General features: G+C 33.5%; 6 protein-coding genes. All 6 read left to right on the plus strand.

Annotated features, from left to right (window positions below; translation table 11 throughout):
- Positions 1 to 24: 24 nt before the first annotated feature.
- Positions 25 to 1,806 carry a T9SS type B sorting domain-containing protein gene (locus BLT80_RS11515; protein WP_245710242.1) on the plus strand — a complete coding sequence of 594 codons (1,782 nt, stop codon included), beginning with the start codon at positions 25 to 27 and terminating at the stop codon, positions 1,804 to 1,806.
- A 454-nt stretch (positions 1,807 to 2,260) separates the two neighbouring features.
- On the plus strand, positions 2,261 to 7,102 hold the full coding sequence (locus BLT80_RS11520; protein ID WP_092468112.1) for a T9SS type B sorting domain-containing protein: 4,842 nt from the start codon (positions 2,261 to 2,263) through the stop codon (positions 7,100 to 7,102).
- Between the two features lie 293 nt (positions 7,103 to 7,395).
- Positions 7,396 to 12,240, plus strand: coding sequence for a T9SS type B sorting domain-containing protein (locus BLT80_RS11525; protein ID WP_092468114.1), 4,845 nt, complete (start codon positions 7,396 to 7,398; stop codon positions 12,238 to 12,240).
- A 126-nt stretch (positions 12,241 to 12,366) separates the two neighbouring features.
- On the plus strand, positions 12,367 to 17,208 hold the full coding sequence (locus BLT80_RS11530; RefSeq protein WP_092468116.1) for a T9SS type B sorting domain-containing protein: 4,842 nt from the start codon (positions 12,367 to 12,369) through the stop codon (positions 17,206 to 17,208).
- A gap of 172 nt (positions 17,209 to 17,380) precedes the next feature.
- Positions 17,381 to 23,044, plus strand: a complete 5,664-nt coding sequence (locus tag BLT80_RS11535) for a T9SS type B sorting domain-containing protein (protein WP_092468118.1) — start codon at positions 17,381 to 17,383, stop codon at positions 23,042 to 23,044.
- An 83-nt stretch (positions 23,045 to 23,127) separates the two neighbouring features.
- The gene (locus tag BLT80_RS11540) at positions 23,128 to 25,476 is read left to right on the plus strand and encodes a choice-of-anchor L domain-containing protein (protein WP_092468120.1); all 2,349 of its coding nucleotides are present in this window, start codon (positions 23,128 to 23,130) and stop codon (positions 25,474 to 25,476) included.
- The last annotated feature ends 236 nt before the right edge of the window (positions 25,477 to 25,712 follow it).

The following is a 25,712-nucleotide window of genomic DNA, read 5'->3' on the forward strand; positions in this document are numbered from 1 at the left end:
TTCGTTTGACCAATCCAAAAAAAATTGAAAAAATATTTCTACATACACTATTTCTTACTGGTTGGTTTAACGCTTCCTGCACTAGCCCAAGACGTGTCATTATTCCAACAATTTAACGGAAGGTATGACTATACAGCGATTGGCAACACTATGAATACAGTTGAAAATGGCACTTTAGGACCTTGTACTATTTTAACGTCATCATCAGCAAATTTATCACTCAATAGTGGGCAAAATATAGTTGCCGCTTATTTGTATTGGGCAGGTACACATACGGGAGATTTCAATATTTCATTAAATAATATAGATATTACTGCAGAACGCACATTTAGTGATGCCATAGATAGTGACCGTGTTTTTTTCGCAGCGTTTGCAGATGTTACATCAATAATTCTAAATCAAGGTAATACCGATTATACCATTTCTAATTTTGACCTTAATGCTGTTATTGCCCCCTATTGTCCTTCAGGTACAAATTTTGGAGGTTGGGCCATTACTGTGATTTATGAAGATAGTAACCTTCCCCTTAATCAACTAAATGTTTATGATGGTTTACAAAGTGTTCCCGACAACTTAAGTATATCATTAGATAATTTAAACGTACTAGATAATGAAAATGCCAAAATTGGATTCGTTGCTTGGGAAGGAGATCGATCTATTGCAGTTAATGAGCAACTTACTATTAACGGAAACGTGATTAGTAATTACCCATTAAACCCCGCAAACAATGCCTTTAATGGTACAAATTCATTTACAGGAGCTACCAACTTATATAATATGGATATTGATGTGTATAATATTCAAGATAATATAAATATTGGAGATACTTCTGCGACTATTGCACTGACTTCTGGACAAGATTTTGTAATGATAAATAATATTATTACAGTACTTAATAGTCAATTGCCAGATGCTACTATAACAATTGATAATGACACAGTAAGTTGTGGAGACACTACAATTGAAGTATTCTACACCGTTCATAACACTAATAGTACAGATGTTTTACCAGCCAATACACCAATCGCATTTTATAGCAATGGTGATTTTATTGGCGCTAGTGTAACACTAAATGCTATTGCTATAAATGCTAGTGAGAGTAATAGTATTTACCTCAATTTGCCCGAAGACATCGATCCTAACGTTACTATTATTGCTATTGTAGATGATGATGGCACCATGACAGGTGTTGTTACAGAATCTAACGAAAACAATAATAGTGATTATTCGGAAATAGAATTATTAATTATTCCTGAAATAATAGTACTTCCTAACCTTATAGGCTGTAACGAAGGCTTAGAAATTTCGAGTTATAATTTATTTGAAGCACTGAAAACTTTAGATTATGAAGAAGACGATGTTGCTTTCTATCTATCATTAGAAGATTTAGAAACAGCATCTAATTCTATATTAATACCGTCTGACTATAATAATGCATCAAATCCGGAAACGATATATGTAAGCATAGTAAGTGATCCCTGTTATGAGATATTTCAGTTCGATTTAACCATAGAGAATTGTCCGCCTTATATTCCTCAAGGTTTCTCACCCAATAATGATACTAAAAACGACTGGTTCAACATTCAAGATTTATACGACATATTTACTGAGCACGAATTACAAATTTATAACCGCTACGGAGACTTAATTTTTGTTGGTAACAATGAAAAACCGTGGTACGGTAAAATAAACAGAGGGCTTAATAATATTGGCGGCCTCGCACCAGTTGGGACATATTATTATATTTTGAATTTAAATGACCCAAATTATAAACCATTTGTTGGTTGGGTATATGTAAATTATTAGAACTGTTAAAGTTTTAGCCCATTCATCTTATTTTTTTGTATTTATACTTTTGTTCTATTATTTTTATAATCGTTAGCAATATTTCGTTGCTAGTTCCCTCCATATTTTTTTTAAGAATTCCCTCAAAAAATTATAATAGTTCATTTTAATACCTCAAATTTTATTTTAGGTTTACTATGGCTATGAAATTAAATTACTGACACTTAGTTAAAGATATTTCTTACAAAATAAAAGGAAATAATCTGATTCTCAAGTGTAAGAATATTCTCTTTTCGCTGAATCTATCAGCTCAAAAGCCCATTTTTCGGCTCTAAATGTTAACATTTCGTGCATTTCAGCGTATTTTTTTGTATTTCATCTTATTTTAATATACTTTTCCGCCGTGATAAAATCACATGTAAGCGTCGACTCCAAATCTACTCTGCATTAAAACAAAAACCCTTAACCGAAACTAATGACTTATTTAAACCGCTCCCTCTGCTTATTTATAGGCTTAATTTGTAGTATTACTTTTGCTCAACAAGTTACTGTAGATAATTCAGTTTCACCTCAAGACTTAATTCAAAACACATTAATACAAGGTTGTGTTGAAGTCACAAATATTACATCACCTTCAAATGGATCTACTATCGGAATTGGTAGTTACGGTTATTTTGAACGTGCTAACTCTAATTTCCCTTTCGAAAATGGAATTGTCTTAACCACAGGAAACGCAACCTCTGCTGGTAACGGACAAAACAACGCCATTTTAAACGAAGGAGATGAGACATGGAGTACAGATGTTGATCTTGAATCGACATTAGGAATATCTGGAACTGTAAATGCGACATCTATCGAGTTTGAATTTATTTCAATTTCAAATCAAATACAATTTAATTACATTTTAGCTTCGGAAGAGTATTACGGAAATTTCCCTTGTGATTATTCTGATGGTTTTGCTTTCTTAATTAGAGAAGCAGGTACCACTGACCCTTATGTAAACATTGCTTTAATACCCGGAACTACAACCCCTGTAAATACTAAAACGGTTCATGATGAAATCGTTGGATTTTGTCCAGCTTCGAACGGAGAGTATTTTGATGGGTATAATTTAGGAGACACTAATTATAATGGTCGAACTAAAGTACTTTCTGCTACAGCTTCTATTCAACCTAACGTACAATATCAAATTAAACTTGTCATCGCAGATCAAGATGATCAAAATTATGATTCTGCCGTATTTATAGAAGGTAATAGTTTTGACGCCTCAGTAAATTTAGGAGAAGATTTCTCTACTTGTGCTAATAGTGTTGAATTAGACGGAAACATTGACAACCCAAATGCCGTTTATTCTTGGTTTTTCAACAACTCTCAAATTCCTTCAGCAAATCAATCGACTCTTACAGCTTTACAATCGGGTAATTACCGTGTAGAAATTCAATTGCCACTTGCAGGAAATTCTTGTGTTATAGAAGATGATATTGAAGTTACTTTAAGTTCTACACAAACCTCAGATCCTATTACCGACTATCAACTTTGTGATGATTTAAGTGGTGACGGAGTAGAAACATTTGATTTATCCACTAAAGATTCAGAAGTCTTAGCCTCTGTACCTTCTTCTAGTTATACGATTTCATATCACTATAACAATTCAGATGCTATTAATAATAGTAATGCCATTACAAGTCCTATTCAAAACACGTCTAACCCACAATCTATACATGTAAGAATTGAAGATACGATTAATGGTTGTTTAGCATTTTCAACATTTAATTTGGTTGTAAATTCATTACCAATAATTTCTAACCCATCAGAACTAGAAGTTTGTAATGAAGGTTCTGCAGACGGAAGAGTGTCTATGGATTTAAATGCCTATAAAGATACTGAAATAACACTTTCGCAACCGAATCTTGTGGTTAGCTATCATAGTTCGGCTGCAGATGCAATTGCAGGTATAAATGCATATTCTATGCCTTATACCAACACCAACGCTTCAGAACAAGTATTTGTAAGTGTTAAGAATACAGAAACCGGTTGTATTAGTACCACAACTTTAGATATTAGCGTCATAGAAAGTCCTGTAATTAACACAGAGGTACATTATATTGATGCGTGTGATACGGATTTAGACGGTTTTGCTAATTTTGATTTAACTTCAATTATCCCTGAAGTATTAGAAGGTTTGACTGGAGTGTCAGTAACTTTCCATATCACTTCAGAAGATGCGTTATCTGGATTAAATCCAATTGCAGACGACACTAATTACGCAAATATTGATTTTGAAGAACAACTCATTTATATTAGAGTAGAAAATGCGACTACAGGTTGTGCATCTACGACACCTATTGAATTACATACTAACCTGTTATTGACTGCAACAAACATTAGAGACGTAACTGTATGTGATGCAGGGGATGATGAAACAGAAGAGTTCGATTTTGAAAATATTGCCGTTGGTATCATCAATGAATTACCTGATGTTGAAATCGTATTTTACGAAACTGAATCGGACAGAGATAATGGAATTAATGCCATTAACCCTGCTGTATCATACAATTCACAAAGCAACCCACAAACAATTTATATTACTTTAGAAAACGCAACTTGTAACGAGGTTGCAGAGTTCGATTTGGTATTGTATCCTATAATTGAATTTGAATCCGTTGTAAACCTAATGGTTTGTGATGAAGACCAAGATGGTTTTACAACAACCAGATTATCATCTTTAAGCGGAGATGTAACGAATGGAGAAGAAGGCTTTGATGTTACTTACTTCTTAACAGAACAAGATGCTATAGACAACACTAACCCGCTTCCAAACTCGTATACAAATACAACCAATCCATTTACATTGTTTCCTAGAATTACGTTTTCTGAAACAGGTTGTTTTGATTATAATTCATTCGAAGTTACCGTTTTACCAGCACCAGAAAGCGAAAAACCTTTAGACATTATTATTTGTGACGCAGATAGAGATGGTTTCTCACCAATAAACTTAAACACTACAATACCAAATTCTATTTTAGCAACACCTAATAGAAGTGTAAGCTTTCATAATAGTCTAGCCGATGCACGTTCAGATGTAAATGAAATTCAAGATATAACGAGCTACGCAGCCCAAACAGAAACTGTTTACATGCGTGTTGAGAATAGTACAACTGGTTGTTATGCTATTGAAGAACTAGACATTATTGTAAACACCTTACCATATGTCGGAGATTTATCTAACTATGTACAACAATATACGTTTTGTGAAGATGTATCTGATGGTATTGGTCAATTTATTTTTGAGAACAAAGATAGTGAAGCTTTAGATGGCCAAACAGGTAAAGAAGTAACTTATTACCTTAACCCAACTGATGCCGATAACAAAACTAATGCTATTGATAAAACAAGTACTTATGAAAACATTACCAATCCACAACAAATTTATGTTAGGATAGAGAATCTTACAGACGAATCTTGTTATAGTACTTCATCTTTTACTATTGAAGTAGGTACAAATCCAAAATATAACGAGCCAACAAATTGGTTTGTATGTGATGATATCTCAAATGATGGTTCGGTCTTATTCGATTTTTCTAGCGTCGTTGACGAAGTCACTGCTGGTATTTCGGATATTCAAACCGTAAAATTCTATACGTCTGAAAACGATGCTCGAAACAGTACCAATGAGATTCCGCTTCAATATGCAAATACTGTAAATCCACAAGAAATTTTTGTTCAAATAGATAATGGTACAATTTGCCAATCTGTGACATCATTTGTCGTAAATGTAATAAGAGTACCTGAGGTAACACTTGTAGAACCAATGATAGAATGTGATGATGATACAGATGGTACTCTTGTATTTGATTTAACTAGCGCTCAATCTAATATTACAGATGTTAGACAAGAAAATATTGTTATTGAGTATTATGCTAATTTTGAAGATTCTGAAGCGAGTATAAATCCTATTCCGAATCCTGCAAATTATACAAACATTTCAAATCCTCAAACGGTTTATATGAAAGTGACCAATACGGTCTCTAACTGTTATGCCGCGCTACCAATAGAGTTAATAGTAAACCAACCTCCTATTATTAATGATTTTGAAGAATATACAATATGCGCAAATGAATCGAACATCGTAGATTTAACAGAAATCAACGAAATAGCAACTAATGCTTCTTATAACGTTTTATATAGTTATTTCTCAAATGAAGCAGACGCTATAGCAAATACAAATGCTTTAGATACTAATTATACATACCAGAGTAATTTTGACACTTTATTTTTAAGAACAGAATATAGTACCACACATTGTTCTACGTATTACGAATTTAATCTAAAAGTAAATCCATTACCTGTAGCCAATCAACCTAATGATTTAGAAGCTTGTGATGATGATTTTGATGGTCTTTTAGATTTTGATCTAACGCAACAAAACTCAAGTATTTTAGGAAGTCAAAATCCTAATACATTTACGGTAACATATCATAACACAGCACTTCAAGCGAATGAAAACAATTCTGCTTTAGACACTGATTATATTGCTTTTGATAGTGAGGAGATTTATGCTCGTGTAGAAAATAACAACACAGGATGTTATAGTATAACCTCATTTTCTGTAATTATAAATCCTCTGCCTGTTATAGATCTTGGAGACCAAGTGATTTGTATAGACAATATGCCTTTACTAGTATCGGCAAACACCAATTATGCAACTGATTCATATTTATGGTCCACTGGTGAAACCACACCAGAAATTGATATTACCCAAGTAGGTAATTATTGGGTGACTGTCACCACGCAATCCGGTTGCGAAGACACGCGTTATTTTGGTGTTACTGAATCTGAAACCGCGACTATAGAAACTACAGAAGTTGTAGATTTCTCAGACCCAAATAATATTACAGTTACCATTAGTGGTATTGGTAATTACCTTTATCAATTAGATGATTTTGATCCTCAAGAATCTAATGTTTTTCAGAATGTAGCAATGGGTTACCATACCGTTACAATCATAGATTTAAATGGTTGTGCAAATGTGACTAAAGACGTTTTAGTAGTGGATATCCCTAAATTCTTTACACCAAACAACGATGGTGATTTTGATACTTGGCATATTGTAGGTATTGAAACCTTACCTGGAACTGTAATTAATATCTTTGACCGCTATGGTAAACATATCAAACAGTTAACATCTAGTTCTCCTGGTTGGGACGGTTATTACAATGGTCATATACTACCAACAAGTGACTTTTGGTTTACTGCTGACGTAAAACGTGGTTCAATAGCTTTTGAAGTTAAAGGTCACTTTACATTAAAACATTAAACTCAATCATATTTTATTATAATCCCCTTACCTCTCGGTAAGGGGATTTTTTATATTTAGGATCTTCCGATTGTGAATTTCATTTACAACACATAAAGAGAACTGTATACCTTTAATCTAATTCAGAAGAATAGACAGCTCTATATTAAAGCGCACTTAAGTCTCATAAAGTGACGTCTTAACGGTTAAACTATGTCATTTCCAAAGATCTAGTTTCAAGTATTTAATTTTCTTTATATTTATCAAAAAAAAGAAAACTAGCACACTATACTATTGTGTTGATTCTTGTTTTAATGAAAGCGAAAAGTATATATCTATTTCTATTCCTTTTTGTGTATATAAATTATTCTTATGCGCAGCAAATAACTACGGATAATTCTCAACAACCAAATGAACTTATTCAAAATCTAGTTGGTAGTGACTGTGTTACCGTAAGCAACGTTTCCTCACCAATAAATGGTAGTATTAATAATGTGATTAGTTATGGTACGTTCGATAAAAGCACTTCAAACTTTCCATTACAAAGTGGTATATTATTATCTACTGGTCGTGTAAGTTCTGCAGGAAATTCTTTCAATTCTCAAAATCTAAATGACGGTAATATAGATTGGCTTACTGATCCTGATATTCTTAATGTACTTGGAATAGAACAAACTCTGAATGCCACTACTATTGAATTCGATTTTTCATCTGCGAATAGTTTTGTATCCTTCAATTATTTATTTGCTTCAGATGAATACCAGCAAGAATTTCCTTGTAATTTTCAAGATGTTTTCGCTATCTTAATAAAACGAGCCGGAACAACAGATCCTTACGTTAATATTGCCGTAGTGCCTGAAACTACAACAGAAATTAGCACCAATACCATTCACCCAAACATTACAGGCTTTTGCGAGGCTCAAAACGAAGACTATTTTCAAGGATATAACAATGGGGACACCAACTTTAATGGGCGTACAGAAGTATTAACGGCTAGAACAGATATTATTCCGAATGAAACTTACCATATCAAAATCTTAATTGCAGATCATATTGACCAACGTTTTGATTCTGCCGTATTTATTGAAGCGGAAGGTTTTGGTAATTCTATAAACCTAGGACCAGATCAAAGTATTTGTGGTAGTGACCTCACTTTAAATGCTGAAATTGATAACGTCGTTGCGATTTACACCTGGTTTTTAAACGGGAATCCAATCATTGGTGAAAATAATTCAACGTTAAACGTAGATGCTTCTGGCACTTATGATGTTGAAATTTCGATTCCTTCTAATAGTGGTAATTGTCTATTGACTGACTCCATAGAAATAGAAATTATTCCGTTCCAGGACGCTGCACCTATTGATACAATTAACATCTGTGATCCTGCTCCAAGCGATGGTGTATATCAATTTGATTTCACTGAAAAAAATGATGAAATCTATGCGTCTTTACCTTCAACAAATTATATAATCACCTATCACCTTAGTGAAGATGATGCTCAAAATAATAGTAATCCCATTATAGGAATTTACGAAAATACGGATTCATTAGAAACCATCTTTGTTAGAATAGAAAGTTTAAATGGTGACTGTCTTCAATTGGGTAGTTTTAACCTTAACGTTAAAGATTCACCTAGCACATTAGAGTTTACAATTGAAGTCTGTAACGGTGAGATTTTTGAATCTACATTTACCGAATTGAGTGCTCTTGATAGGACTGTTTCAAATTACGAATTTGACACCACAGTGACCTATTACTTAACAGAAAATGATGCTATAAATGCTGAAAATGCAATTAGTGACTTTCCTGATTTAGAACAAGAACCACCAAGATTTTTTGCAAGAGTGGAGAGTGTTTTATATGATTGTTCATCGGTAGTTCCTGTGAATTTTTCTTATACAATACCTCCAGATATAGACAGAACTATAATTAATCTCTGTATAGACCCAATGTATAGCGAACCTAGTGGTAATGACACTATTGATTATAACAGCTTAACATTAACTTATAATATAGACGACTTAATTAGTGATTTTGAGGCGCAACATCCTGAACTTATCGTAGCAATGAATTTGGAGATACTTCCCCATCCAGATTACCCAATAGTTCACTTTTCTACTCCATCATTTGTATTGCCTATAAGTGTAAAATTTCCTGATGAGTATTGTCGCAGTTTTACGTCTGTTGTAATTCATAAAAATTTGGTCTATAATCTTTTTGGTAGAGATAAAACTATCACGGAATGTGATGACCCATCTAATGATGGCTTTATAGATATAGACCTCGCTGAATTATCTGAAGAATATAAAAATGGTTATGACGATATTAACCTTGTTTTCTATGAAACCGAACAAGATCGTACCAACCTAGTTAATCCATTAGACCAAAACTCTATTTTGTCTGTTGCAGATTCACAAAGTATATTTATGCAAGCTTCCTATGGTGGTTGCTCGTACGATTCTAAATTTACAGTTAACATAGAACCAATTTATGACCTAGACCCTATTATTGTTGATTACTGTGGCAATTTGGATCCTATTACTAACCATACAACTATTTCAATAGCTCCCTTAAAAGATATTTACTTCCTTGATTTGAATGTTGTAGGCTCAGTAAATTTTTATTTAAGCTATGAGGATGCTAAAAATCAAACGAATGAAATTACAGAAAGCTACAATATACCTGGAGATCAGCAAGAGTTTTTCGTTAGAGTCGTTAATATATTTTGGGAGAACTCATGTCCTTCGATTTCAACGCTTCAAGTTAATATAACCACTGCGATTGAAGCTAGTGATCCTGAGCCTTTAATAATTTGCGACGATGACCAAGATGGAAGTGCAACAATTAATCTAGAGAGCGTTATTCCTGAATTATCTGGTGGATCTAGTAATTTAAGTTTTTCGTTTTTTGAAACTTATGAAGATGCCGTAAATGATGTAAACCCTATAATTAACCCAAACCACTATACAACGGAAAGTAGAGACGTTTTTATAAGGGGAGAAATTGAAACCTTAGAGTGTTTTACTGTCTTTACTTATAATATACAAATTTACGCTAACCCACAACTCAGCACTATTGAAGATTATATTTATTGCGCTATTGATTTGAACGACACATCAGGATTTCTATTTGTTGATAAAGATACCGACATAATAGATGGTCAAAACAATATGCAAGTTCTTTATTTTGAAACTGAAAATGAGGCTTTAAACAACATAAACCCTATTGATAAAAACACCGCATATCTGGCGAGTTCAAATCCTCAAACTATTTTTGTTCGCCTAGAAAATGAAGCTCAAAACAGTTGTTTTAAAGTCGCACCAATGCATGTTGAAGTAAGACAGGCACCGCTTTTTAATTACCCGTCAGATGTTTTTGAATGTGATGTTGACAAAACGGGCTTTGCAACGACAAATTTAATTGATAAAGTCACAGAAATAAATAGTGGCAGTACAACAGAATTAAACATTTCATTTCATCTCACTCCGTTAAATGCTGAAGTTGGAGCTAATGCCATGCCTTTAATTTACACCACTACCAGTAACCCGCAATTAATTTACACTCGCATTGAAAACATTAATACAGGATGTGTCGACATAGCCACATTTAATATTAATACCTTATCGCTTCCTGAAGTTCAATACAACAAAAAACTTACGGCTTGTGGTAATAACAATAATTATACACAAGACTGGAATTTAACACAGATTGAATTAGAAGTTCTACAAGGACGACAATATAATATAGGCTTCACCTATTTTGAAACTGAAGAGGACTTAAATATGGATACTAATCCTATTTTAAACCCTGGTTCTTACACCAATACATCGAACCCACAAACGTTATTTGCGAAAGTTACAAACGCAACTACGGGATGTTTCGATGCTGTTCCTTTTGAATTAATCATCAACCAACCTCCACAAATCAATCCATTTGGAACTTACAATATTTGTGAAAACGCTGAGAATCGTGTCGATCTTATAGAAATTAATGAACTTTTAATGGATGATACGTATAATATATTTATCAACTATTTCTCAAATGAAGCAGATGCTGAAGCTAATGAAAATGCATTAGATTCAAATTACATTCACACCAATACCACAGAAACCCTATATACTAGAGTAGAATACAGTACAACACATTGTTATATTGTTTATCCTTTTCAATTGGTGATTAATCCGATCCCTATAGCACATCAACCTAATCCTATCAGTGTTTGTGATGATGACTTTGATGGCTTAGTAGAGATCGATTTATCCGAACAGAATGCTGCTATTTTAGGCGGTCAGAATCCAAATGATTTCTTTATAACCTATTATAATTCTGAAATTAATGCTATTGAAGGAAATCAACCTATTAACACAACACACATCACTCACACAAATGAAATCATATTTGTGAGACTAGAAAATAATATTACTGGCTGCTACGCTATTACCCAATTTTCAACTACTGTACAAGACTTGCCTTTTGTATCTATTGAAGACCAGGTGATTTGTTCAAATAACATTCCTTTAATTGTAACAGCTGAAACCAATAATCCTACTGACAGCTATTTATGGTCTACAGGAGCAACCTCGTCTTATATTCAAATTAATGATATTGGAACCTATTCGGTTACGGTTACTAATCAATTTGGATGTGAAAATACCTCAATATTCAATGTCTCTGAATCGGAATCAGCAACCATCGACGTTGTGGAAACTATAGATTTTTCAGACCCTAATAATATTACCGTCACTGTAACTGGAATCGGAAATTACCTTTATCAACTTAATAATGGTCTTTTACAAGCCTCTAATATCTTCCAGAATGTACCGATAGGATACAATACACTTACTATTATAGACCAAAATGGATGTGCCAGCATTACAAAAGATGTTTTAGTAATTGACACTCCAAAACATATGACGCCAAACAATGATGGAGACTTTGATACTTGGCACATTGCGGGGGTAGAAATGCTTCCTGGTACAGTTATTCATATCTACGATAATTACGGTAAACTATTAACTGTATTAACTCATAACTCCCCAGGTTGGGATGGCACTTATAATGGCAAAAAAATGCCAGCCAAAGATTATTGGTTTGTAGCAGATGTTATTCAGAATGGAAAACAGTTTCAAGTAAAAGGTCATTTCGCATTGAGGCGCTAAACCTCATTATCGATTCATAGAAACCATTAGTAGGAGTATTTAATCGTTTTACTTATTTTTTATTACATTTATCAAAAAAAGAAAAGAAAACTTCGTTTTCGGCTATTGCTTTGATATTAAATTCTAATGAAAAAGAAAAATATACTTCTATTTCTATATCTTTTCGTGCACATATATTTCACATATGCACAGCAAATAACGACAGACAATACGCAACAGCCAAATGAACTTATTCAGAATTTAGTTGGCAGTAATTGTGTTACAGTAAGCAACTTGTCTTCTCCAATAAATGGCAGTATCAATAATATTGTTAGCTATGGTGCTTTCGATAATAATGGCACAAACTTTCCACTACAAAATGGTATAATTTTATCTACAGGTCGTGTGAGTTCTGCTGGAGATCCACAAAATCCTCAAGATCTAAGTGAAGGGAATTTAGACTGGGTGACAGATCCTGATATCCTTAATGTTCTGAATATAGATCAAACCCTTAATGCCACAACGATTGAATTCGATTTTTCATCTCCTAATAACTTTATTTCCTTTAATTATTTATTTGCTTCAGAAGAATATCAACAAGAATACCCTTGTAATTTTCAAGATGTCTTTGCTATTTTAATTAAACGTGCTGGCACAACAGACCCTTATGTTAATATTGCTTTAGTTCCAGAAACGACAACAGAAGTTAGCACTAATACCATTCACCCATCGATAACAGGATTTTGTGATGCACAAAACGAGAACTATTTTCGAGGTTATAATTCTGGTGATACTAATTTTAATGGCAGTACAGAAGTTTTAACTGCAAGTGCAGATATACTTCCAAATGAAACTTACCAAATAAAAATGATAATTGCAGATCATATTGATCAACGTTATGATTCTGCTGTGTTTATTGAAGCTAATGGTTTTGGGGCTTCAATAAACTTAGGTCCAGATCAAAATATCTGTGGTAGTGACCTAACCCTAGATGCTGACATCAATAATACTTCTGCAAGCTATACGTGGCTATTAAACGGTAATCCTATTGCTGGAGAAAACAATCCCACGCTAGAAGTTAGTACGTCTGGAACCTACGATGTTGAAGTGAGCATACCAACGGTTAGCGGTAATTGTACCTTAAGCGATTCTATTGCTATAGAAATTATACCATTTCAAGAAGCCTTACCTATTAACAATTGGTTAGTTTGTAATCCTTTTGACAGTGATGGCACCAATGACTTCAATTTTACTGAAAAAAATGATGAAATTTATGCCAATTTACCATCCACGAATTATATAATAAGTTATCACCCAACTATAGAAGCAGCTCAAAATAACACAAATACCATTACAGGACTTTATCAAAATACAGAACAAACTGAAACTATTTTTGTTAGGATTGAAAGTTTAAGTGGTGATTGTCTTCAAGTAGGTAGTTTTGAAATTTCGGTTAGCGATTCTCCAGACACTCTAGAATATACTATAGATGTTTGTAATGGTGAACTCGTAGAAGCCGTTTTTAATGATTTAAATTTCTTAGGAACTGTAGTTTCAAATTTTAATTTAGACACAACTGTTTACTTTTATCATACAGAAGATGATGCTGTAAATATAGAGAATGAGCTAACTGAATTCCCTTCATTAAGTAACGAGCCAGATTTGTTTTATGCACGGATACTAGATGACTCAAGTGTTTGCCCTGCAATAGTTCCTATTCACTTAGATTATATACCAGAACCAGATATCGGTATAGAACGCTACATATTCGATTTGTGCATGGATCCTAATTATAGCGAAACCATAGATGGAAATTCTTATAACTATAACACGATACCTGCGGATTATAATATAATTGAAATATTTGAAGAAATCGAAACCACTTATCCCGGTATTACAGTACAACTAGAAATCCTCCTTGGAACAGGTGGCAGTCCAATATTCACAACGTCCGAAACCAAATATGTGATACCTATTAGTATAAGGTATATCGATGAGAACTGTCCAAAATTTATGATCTTAGAACTTCATAAAAATCTTTTATATAATAGGGTTACTAATGTATTAGAGGTGTCTCGATGTGATGATCAATCCAATGATGGAATTGTAGATTTTAACCTTATTGAAGTCGTGGAAGAGTTTAAAGGTGACTATGATGATATAGATCTACAACTCTATGAAACAGAATCAGATCTTTTATCTGGTATCAATCCATTAGATCTAAACACACCTTTTACAGTTATAAATTCCGAAACATTATATCTAGGATCAAGTTACGCTAATTGTTCTCTTGTTTCTAGAATAGACTTAATAGTTAAGCCTGGATTTTATGTACCTCCTATGTCTATTGATTATTGTGGTAATACAAATCCTGTTACAAATACAACTAATATTGTTTTAGAGCCATTGGTTCAAACTGTTTTTCCTGGAACAAACATTAATAATCCTGTTCAATTTTATCTCACTGTTGATGACGCTGAAAACCAAGAGAACGAACTTATAGAAAGTTATGATGTTGCTGGTAATCAACAAATTTTTTATATAAGGGTTTCAAATATGTTTTTAGGTTGTTATGATGTTTCAACTCTTCAGGTAAATATTACAAACGCAATTGAAGCTAGTGATCCAGAACCTTTAGTTATTTGTGACGACGATCAGGACGGTATTGCCACTATAAATTTAGAAAGTGTTATTCCTGAATTAGCTGGAGATGCTACCAATTTAAATTTTTCTTTTTTTGAAAGTTACGATGAAGCCGTTACTAAAGCCACACCTATAATCAACCCAAACAGTTACACAACAGAAACAAATACAGTATATATCCGAGGAGAAATAGGTTCTTTAGAATGCTTCACGGTATTTAAGTACGATATTCAAATTTATGCCAACCCACATATAGATGCAATTGATGATTATATTTATTGTGGCATAGATTTAAATGAGGATCCAGAATTTTTATTAGCGACCAAAGACTTAGAGATTATCAATGGACAAGTGGGTATGCAAGTGCTTTATTTTGAATCTGAAAATGATGCTGTAAACAGGCTAAATCCTATTGACAAAACAATAAATTATCTTCCATTATCAAATCCACAAACGCTTTATGTACGATTAGAAAATGAAGCTGAAAATAATTGTTATAAGATTGCTCCTATGCAAATAGAAGCACGCCAAGCTCCTATTTATAATAATCCAATAGACATCTTTGAATGTGATATCGATAAAACAGGTTTAGTTACAGCAGATTTAAGTAATATAATAAATGATATAACCGCTGGGAGTCCAACAGAATTAAACGTTTCTTTTCACCTCACACCACTTAATGCTGAACTTGGATCTAATGCCATTCCTTTAATTTACACGGCAACAAGTAACCCTCAAATAATTTATGCAAGAGTAGAAAACATAAATTCGGGATGTTTTGAAACACCTACTTTTAGTATGAATACGCTTTCACTTCCAGATATACAATTTGGCAAATCTATTACTGCGTGCGCTAACAATAACAATTTTTCACTAGATTGGAATTTAACCCAAATTGAATTAGAAATTTTAGAAGGAAGACAATACAACATCGGATTTACCTATTTTGAATCTGAAGATGATGCATTAACAGATAATAATCCTATAATTAGTCCGGAGTTTTATACGAATACATCCTCTCCTCAAACTTTGTACTCCAAAATCATAAATAACACAACTGGCTGTTTTGATATTGTTCCTTTTGAATTAATAATTAACAGCCCTCCATTAATCAACGAATTTGAAACTTTCAGTATCTGTGAAAACACAGAAAACAGTGTCGATTTGTTGGATATTAATGAACTACTAATTGACAATACTTACAATGTCGTTATTAACTATTTCTCCAATGAAGTGGATGCTGAGGCTAATGAAAACGCCTTAAATTCAAATTATTTTTACACCAACACCACAGAAACCCTATACATTAGAGTAGAGTTTAATACAACACATTGTTATGTTGTTTATCCGTTTCAATTAGTCATTAACCCTTTACCTGTAGCCAATACTCCTGATAATCTCATTGTATGTGATGATGATTTTGACGGCTATGTATCAGTTGATTTAACGCAGCAAAATTCAGCCATTTTAGGGAATCAAAATTCAAATGATTTTTCTATAACCTATTACAACTCTAATATTAATGCGATTGAAGATAGAAACCCATTACACTCTAATTATAATGTTTTTGATAGTGAAATCATCTATGTTCGATTAGAAAATAATAATACAGGCTGTTATGATATAACCCAGTTTTCAACAGTTATTAATTCACTGCCTAATATTTCAATTCCAGACCAAGTTATTTGTTTAAATGATTTACCGCTATTAGTTTCTGCTAACACTAATACTACTTCTGATACTTACCAATGGTCTACAGGAGAAACCTCATCAGAAATTGAAATTAATGCCATAGGTTCTTACTTTGTTACCATAACAAACCAATATGGTTGTACATACACTACTACATTTAATGTTACGGAATCTGAGTCTGCTACGATTGATGTTGTTGAGACTATAGATTTTTCAGATCCTAACAATATTACGGTAACCGTTACTGGTATTGGTAATTACTTATACCAACTTAACACTAATCCTTTTCAATTATCTAATGTATTTCAAAATGTCCCAATAGGACAAAACACCATTACTATTATAGATCAAAATGGTTGTGCTAGTATTACCAAAGATGTTTTTGTAATAGACACACCAAAACATTTAACGCCCAACGATGATGGCGATTTTGATACTTGGCACATTGCAGGTGTTGAAACACTACCAGGAACTATTATCAATGTTTTTGATCGCTATGGAAAACTAATGACACAACTTAATCATAACTCTCTAGGTTGGAATGGGACTTATAATGGTACAAAAATGCCAGCAGGAGATTATTGGTTTGTGGCAGATGTGATACAAGATGGAAAAGAATTTCAAGTAAAAGGTCATTTTACACTGAGGCGTTAAACTTTTATTACAACAATTGGGTGTTTTATTCAATGGTCATTCATCCAATTAAAAAGGTTACTTATCCTTAAAAAAACTCATTATTGGTGATTTTTCAGTATTTTTTTCTCACCTAAATCGCTTTACCTAAAATTATACTTGTTTTACGTAAGCTTTTTTTTAAACTAAAACTGTGAGACCTAACTTAATTTTTTTTCTCGTTATTACCCTTTTTGGTATTAATTGTAGCTATTCACAACAAATAACAACGGACGACTCTTTACTCTTAGAACAATTGATCCAACAAAATCTAGGACAAAATTGTGTTGAAATTTCTAACATATCTTCAAGTATTAATGGGTCAATAAATGGCATTAACAGTTACGGTTATTTTGATCGTGCAGATTCTAGTTTCCCTTTTGAAAATGGCATTTTACTGACCACAGGCGACGTAAATTCCGCAGGAAACATACTCAATAGCAATCCATTAAATGAAGGTGATGACACATGGCTAACTGATTTAGACTTAGAAAACGCTTTAGGAATTACTAATACACAAAATGCCACCTCAATACAATTCAACTTTATATCCGTTGCGAATCAAATTCAATTTAATTATTTGCTCGCCTCTGAGGAATATCAACAAGAATTTCCTTGTTTTTATTCTGATGGATTTGCCTTTTTAATTAGAGAAGCTGGCTCTTCTGCCCCATATTCTAATATTGCACTTGTTCCAGGGACTAGCACTCCAGTAAATACCAATACGATACACGACCAAATTGAAGGCTTTTGTGCTGCCGAAAACGAAGCCTTTTTTGAAGGTTATAATGTTGGGGACACTAATTATAATGGACGAACAACTGTATTAACAGCTACTGCGGCAATTCAGCCAAATGTAGAATATCAAATTAAATTAATTATTGCAGATCAAACCGATAATAACTTTGATTCCGCAGTGTTTATAGAAGGTAATAGTTTTAACGCTAATGTAGATCTTGGTCCTAATATCACCACATGTGGAGATTCCGTCACCATCAACGGAGATATCCAAAATCCGCAAGCCTCATATAACTGGTATAAGAATGACGTTCTAATAACAGGTGAAAATAATGCAACTTTAAACGTATTATCTTCTGGTACATATAAAGTTGAAATTACCATACAACTTAACGCGACTTCCTGTGTTATTGAAGACACTATTGAAATCACGCTCGACTCTGAGCAATCCTCAACTCAAATTTCAGATATTGTGTATTGCGATGATGATTCTAATGATGGTGTAGAGAATTTTGATCTTTCAACTAAAGACATTGAGGTATTGGCTTCTGTACCTCCTTCAAACTACAATATTAGCTACCACTACTCGAGCGAAGACGCTGAAAATAATAGCAGTCCTATTACAGGTACTATTCAAAACACAAGTTCACCACAACCCATATTTGTTAGAATTGAAGATACTGTAAATGGGTGTTTAGCCTTTTCTACATTCAATTTAATTGTGAATGAAAAACCTGAATATGAAGACCCTGATCCTATTGTAGCATGTAAAGACGCTACTTTAGATGGTTTTACATTTGTAGATTTAAATGTTGCTAATGATCAAATTACAAACGGAAATCCCAATTTGTATGTCTCTTATCATTTTTCAGAGCCTGAAGCCGATTTAGGTCAAAATCCAATTTTTTCACCATATGCTAACCTCAATACGTCGCAAACATTATATGTTAGAATTTATGATGCCCTAACTGGCTGTTTTTCTACAACGACACTATCAGTTCAGATGCAGGACAGCCCCGCAACAAACACAGAAGATCAATGGATTAATGCTTGTGAAGAGGATGACGATGGTTTTGAAGATTTTGATTTAACAAGCATCATAGATGATGTTTTACAAGGAATTACAGGTTTAGATGTCAGTTTTCATGTTACTGAATTTGACGCACACAATAATCTTAACCCTATTGCAGACCCTGAAGATTACCAAAATACAACTGAAGGTTTTCAGCTTCTCTATATCCGTGTTGAGGACCCTACAACTGGATGTTATACCATTACGAAGCTAGGGTTGTACGCTAACATTATAAAAACAAATTTTTCTGGTCAGGTCTTTATCGTTTGTGATGACATTTCTAATGATGGTATCGCTGATTTTGATTTGAATGATGTTGAAATAGAACTTATAGATGGTTATGACGAATTTGAAGTTCAATTCTTTCTTACAGAAGATGACAGAACGAACAACACAAATGAATTGGATAAAAATATACCATTCAATGTTATAAATAATGTGACAACGATTTATGCTACTCTAGTCGATGGAGAATGTATAGGTTATGTGGATGTTGTATTACAGATTTCGCCTGCTGTAATATTAACACCACAAAGTGTTGACTATTGTGATGAAGATGATGATGGTTTTACAACTTTAATTATGGATACGTTTAATAGCGTTGCGCTACAAGGTGTACAGGCCGGAAATGTAAAATATTATCTCACAGAAGACGATGCTATAAATAATGAAAATATACTACCAGATTATCATTACAACACCGCTAACCCACAGTTATTTTATATAAGAGTTATCAATTTTCAAACAGAATGCTATGATATTTCTACGCTAGAAGTCAATGTTGTTAGTGCGCCTAGTATACTGTATCCGGAATCTATCATTATTTGCGATGATAATGATGATGGCATCTCTGTAGTAAACTTAGAATCTAAAATTCCAGAAATAGTACCATCAACGGTTGGTGTTGAAATTAGCTTTTACAATAACTATAACGATGCTATTGAAGGTGACAATGTCATTTTAGATCCTCAAAATTATTCTACGGCTACTCAGTACATTTATGCGCGCGTAGAAAATGAAACAACAGGCTGTTATAGTCTTTCTGGTTTCTATATTTATGTGAATACTTTACCCGAATTTATATCGATTACAAATTTTGAAAACTGTGAAGCCGACATTACGGGAGTTGCTGATTTTTATTTCTATTTAAAGGATGATGAAATACTCAATGGGCAGCCAGATAAACAAGTGCTTTATTATGAAACAGAAGCAGACGCTCTCGCTGGTATTAATGTGATAGATAAATATTCCATTTACAATAATACGTCGAGTCCTCAAACGATATATGTTAGAGTCGAAAGCTTTACGGATTCTGATTGTTATGGCACCTCTTCTTTTGATATTGAGGTCGGATCCATTCCTATTTTTAATGCTGCCGAAAACATTTTTGTCTGTGACGACATCAGTAATGATGGTTTTATAACCATAGATTTAAACGATAAAATTGCGGAAATGATTGCTGGTAGTCCAGAAACTTTAGATATTTCATTTCATGTATCTGCTATAGATGCGATGAATAATAGTAATCCTGTTCCGTTAAATTACACCAACTCCACAAATCCCCAAGAACTTTATGCAAGAGTCGATAACGGTAATTACTGTAAAGGCATCTCTGCTTTTGATATTAATGTAATTTCTGCTCCTATTGTTAATTCGTCGACCCCAATTGCGCGATGTGATGATAATTATGATGGTATTTTAACTTGGGATTTAACCGTTTCCGAAATTGAAATACTCGGTGTAAGACAAGATAATATCGAAGTCACCTATTTTGAAACCTTAGACGATTTGGAAGCCAATATCAATGCTATTCCAGATCCCGAAAATTATAATAACATTAGTAATCCACAAACTGCTTTTGTTAAAATAAACAACACTTTAAGTAATTGTTTCGTTAACGTTCCACTAGAATTAATTGTAAATCTTCCTCCTCCTTTCAATGATTTTGAAGTCTACGAAATTTGCGATAATCCAACAACTAGTTTCGACCTTTCAGAAATTGAATCCGTCCTAATTAACCCTGGGATTGCAGCGACACTTACTTATTATGAAACGTTTAATAATGCTGAAAATAGCATAAATCCATTAGACTTAGATTACAATTACCAAACTGTGAACGACGTTATTTTTGTTCGCATTGAACATCCTGATACGGGATGCTTCTTTGTATATGATTTTATACTTCAAGTTAACCCCTCTCCAATTGCCAATACACCAAATGATATTGAAGCTTGTGATGACGACTCTAATGATGGTATAGCATCTTTTAATCTTGAATCTCAAACGGGCATCATTTTAGGCACTCAAAACCCTGATGATTTTACGGTAACCTATCATTTAAACCTCACTGATGCAGAAACAGGAGACAATCTTATTTCATCTCCTCATACAACAACAAATCAGCAAGTGATAGTCCGAATTGAAAATAACGACACCGGATGCTACAGCATTACTGATTTTAACTTAATTGTTAATCCACATCCTAATATTCCTAATCCACTTTTAGAATGTGATACTAATTATGACGCTAGCACACCTTTCAATTTAACCACTGCTGAAGATGAATTGTTTACAACACCAAATCCAGATAATATAATCTCATATTTTACGTCATTAGACGATTTACAGGTAGACAACAACCCTATTTTAAATCCTACTAATTATTATAACACCAGCAATCCTCAAACTATATTCATAAAAGTTTATAATACGGTTGCTGATTGCTTCACATTTGTGCCTTTAGAATTAAATGTCAATCTACCGCCTGCTACAAATACTTTCGAGATCTTTGACACTTGTGAAAACGATATAAATAGTTTCGATTTAACCACAATAAACGACGTTATTGTTGACACTAATTACAATGTGCTTTTTAGTTATTTTTCATCAGAAGCAGATGCTATTGCTAATCAAAATGCCTTAGATACAAATTACACCTATTTAAGTACCAATGATATCATTTTTGCGCGAATCGAATTTAGCACTACGCATTGTTATTATATTCATCCTTTTGAACTTCGTGTTAATCCTTTACCAATTGCAAATCAACCACCAAATCTAACTGTTTGTGATGATGATTTTGATGGTTATTTTGATTTCAACTTAAATCAACAAACAGCAACTATTTTAGGATTTCAAAACCCTTCTAATTATAGTGTAGCTTACTTTAACAACATTCTTGATGCCCTTGAGGGCATAAACCCACTAAATGCAGATTCATACAATGGTAATACTAACGAAATCATTACAGCTCGAATAGAAAACAATACCACTGGCTGTTACAGTCTAGTTGATTTTTCATTAATTGTAAACCGAAAACCTTACGTCAACATTCCAAATCAAGTGGTTTGTATCGATAATTTACCGTTGGTGGTTTCTGCCAATACCTTTTATGAGTCAGACACTTTTTTATGGTCAAATAACCAAATTGGTTCTGAAATTGAAATTACAGACGTTGGCACTTATTCTGTTACCGTAACTTCAGAACATGGCTGTACAACCACAAGCACTTTCAATGTAACAGCTTCTGAATCTGCAACTATAGATTTAACAGAAACGGTAGATTTCTCTGACCCAAACAATATTACAATCACCATCAGTGGTATTGGTAATTATCTCTATATTTTAGACGATAACGACCCACAAGAATCTAATGTTTTTGAAAATGTTGCCTTAGGCTATCATACAGTTACCATTATTGATCTAAATGGTTGTGCAGAAGTAACAAAGGAAGTTGTTGTTGTAGATGCACCTCCCTTTTTCACTCCTAATGGTGATACACAAAACGACACTTGGCATATTATAGGCATAGAAACCTTACCTGGTAGTATAGTTTATGTATTTAATCGTTACGGAAAGCTCATAAAACAATTGAGTTCTAGCACACAAGGCTGGGACGGAACTTATAACGGTTATAACATGCCAGCCACAGATTATTGGTTTTTGGCAGAAATAAAACAAGGTAATATTGCTTTTGAAGTCAGAGGCCATTTTGCGCTTCGTCGTTAATAAAAACCTATCATCTTTTTTAACATCGTATTACAATTTAGATAATCCATAGAAGTGTATCTTTGCAGTCCCTTAAAATGAAAATGAAGCATATACTACAGGCTATTGTCCTTTTATTTTCTCTATTGAACTATGCGCAAAATATTTCAGTAGATAGTCAAACCTATACACCTCAGCAACTTATAGAAAATATTTTAATCGATAGTGATTGCATAAGCAACATCACTGTAACCAATGTCGTTGGCGGTGACTTTAGTGGCACCGATCAAAGCTATGGTTATTTTGAAGCTTCAGGCTCAAACTTTCCTTTTGAAAGTGGTATTGTTTTAAGCACAGGAAGGTTAGTAAATGTCCCTGGACCAAATGACAACCTAAGTGATGATGATGCTACTGATTGGAATGGAGATATTGATTTAGAAAATGCTCTAAATGAATCTGGAACAACAAATGCTACTATTTTAGAATTTGAGTTTACGTCAGTGGCCTCACAGGTAAGTTTTAGGTACATTTTTGCCTCAGAAGAGTATCAAGAAAATAATTCTAACACCTGCCAATACTCTGATTTGTTTGGTTTCTTAATTAAGCCGGCAATCGGACAAGAGCAATATGAAAATATAGCTTTAGTCCCAGACACAGACACACCTGTTAAAGTGACGACTGTAATGCCAGGCGTTCAAGGCAGTTGTCCTCCAGAAAATGAAACCTATTTTGGTAATTATAATGATAGTAATGCTCCCATTAATTTTAATGGTCAGACTGCTATTTTAACTGCTACAGCAAATGTAGAACCGAACACCACCTACCATGTCAAATTAGTCATTGCTGATGAACAGAATTACAGGTACGATTCTGCCGTTTTTTTAGAGGCTGGTAGTTTTGAACTCTCTTCAGATTTAGGTCCAAATTTATTACTTGCTACAAATAATGCGCTCTGTGAAGGAGAAGCTGTTAAGTTGAATGCATATCAAGATGGTCAAAATGTATACGATTGGTATAAAGATGGTGTCTTAGTTGAATCTCAACCAAGCAATTGTATCAATTGTGGTAAATATAATGTTACCGAAGAAGGAACGTACAACGTTGAAGTTACTTTAGCCAATGGTTGTATTTCATACGGAGAAGTTCTCATTGAATATGCACCATTACCTACTGGAGTTGATTCTATTTTAATTGAATGCGATAGTAACCAAGATGGATTATCAATGTATGATTTATTTGATGCCTCTTTAGATTTAATCAACGGAAATCAAGACATCGTTGTTGATGCCTTTTTCTTATCCGAATCAGATGCCATTGCAAATATAAACCCGATTACAAATCCGGAAGCTTTTCAGAATACGATCCCTTTTCAAACTGTTTATGCTAGAGTTATAAATCAAGCGAATTGCTTTGACATTGCAGAATTAGAATTACAAACATCAAATAACACGGTATACATCCCTAATCTCGAAGCTTGTGACGGCGAAGTTATAGATGGTTTTACCACTTTTGATTTATCTAATATTCAAGCCTCTATTCAAAATCAGATTCCCATAGGTGCTGAAGTACGTTATTACGAAACAGAAGAAGACGCTTTAAGTGAATCTAATCAATTATCGGATAGTTTTGAAAACACGGTAGCCTATACACAAACGATTTACGTAAAAATCACGAATAACAATCAGTGTTATGGTATTTCTACAGTAAACCTTAATGTTCTTTATACTCCTGTTTTAGAAGCTAATGAAACGGTATTATATTGTTTAAACACGTTCCCAGAACCACTTACAATTTATGGCGGCGTGCTTAATGATTTACCTAACAATTACTATTACGAATGGCAATTTAATGGCAGTATAACGGATGTGACTACTCTATTTTATGAGGCAACAGAACCTGGTGTTTATACGGTCATAGTTACAGATCCAAATGGCTGTTCTTCTAGTAGAATAATTACGGTTTTAGCCTCAGAACTAGCGACAATAGAAAGTGTCAACGTGGTTGGTGTAGCACCAAATAACACGGTAACCATCACACTTTCTGGTGAAGGAGATTATGAAATAGCATTAGATGACATCGACGGAATCTACCAAGACAATTTAGTGTTTACTAATGTTTCCAAAGGCTTTCACACCGTATATATCAGAGATAAAAATGGTTGTGGTACTCAAGAAGAAATCATTTCGGTATTAGGGTTTCCAAAATTCTTTACACCAAATGGAGATGACGATAACCCAACTTGGCAAGTTATTGGTACTGATGCGCAATTCGACCAAATAGCAGCTATTCAGATTTATAATCGTTACGGTAAATTGATGACGCTATTAACGGCTTCAAATCGTGGTTGGGATGGTACATTAAAAGGAAAACCTCTTCCTAGTGATGATTATTGGTTCGTCGCTAAATTCATTGATAACAAAACTTATACTGGCCATTTTGCGTTACGGAGATAATTGACATTTGTGTCTCATTGTTTTCTATTCTACTTTACCACTAAAAAGATATTTTGTAACGTATTTAAAACGCTGCACTTTTATTTTATATCAATTTTGTAATAGCCCTATAAAGGTTCAAATTACAGCTATTTAAAATTGAAATTTGGTTTTTAACAAAAAAAAACTAATATCTAGCATCTTCGAAATACAAAATAACACGATAAAAGAAATCAGAAATATCTAATCAACTGATT

The organism is Winogradskyella thalassocola (assembly GCF_900099995.1).
Lineage (GTDB): Bacteria > Bacteroidota > Bacteroidia > Flavobacteriales > Flavobacteriaceae > Winogradskyella > Winogradskyella thalassocola.

Bases quoted from the DNA above. Each gene is read 5' to 3' on its own strand.
- BLT80_RS11530 (WP_092468116.1), top strand. From the start codon at position 12,367: ATGAAAAAGAAAAATATACTTCTATTTCTATATCTTTTCGTGCACATA.
- BLT80_RS11525 (WP_092468114.1), top strand. From the start codon at position 7,396: ATGAAAGCGAAAAGTATATATCTATTTCTATTCCTTTTTGTGTATATA.
- BLT80_RS11540 (WP_092468120.1), top strand. From the start codon at position 23,128: ATGAAGCATATACTACAGGCTATTGTCCTTTTATTTTCTCTATTGAAC.
- BLT80_RS11520 (WP_092468112.1), top strand. From the start codon at position 2,261: ATGACTTATTTAAACCGCTCCCTCTGCTTATTTATAGGCTTAATTTGT.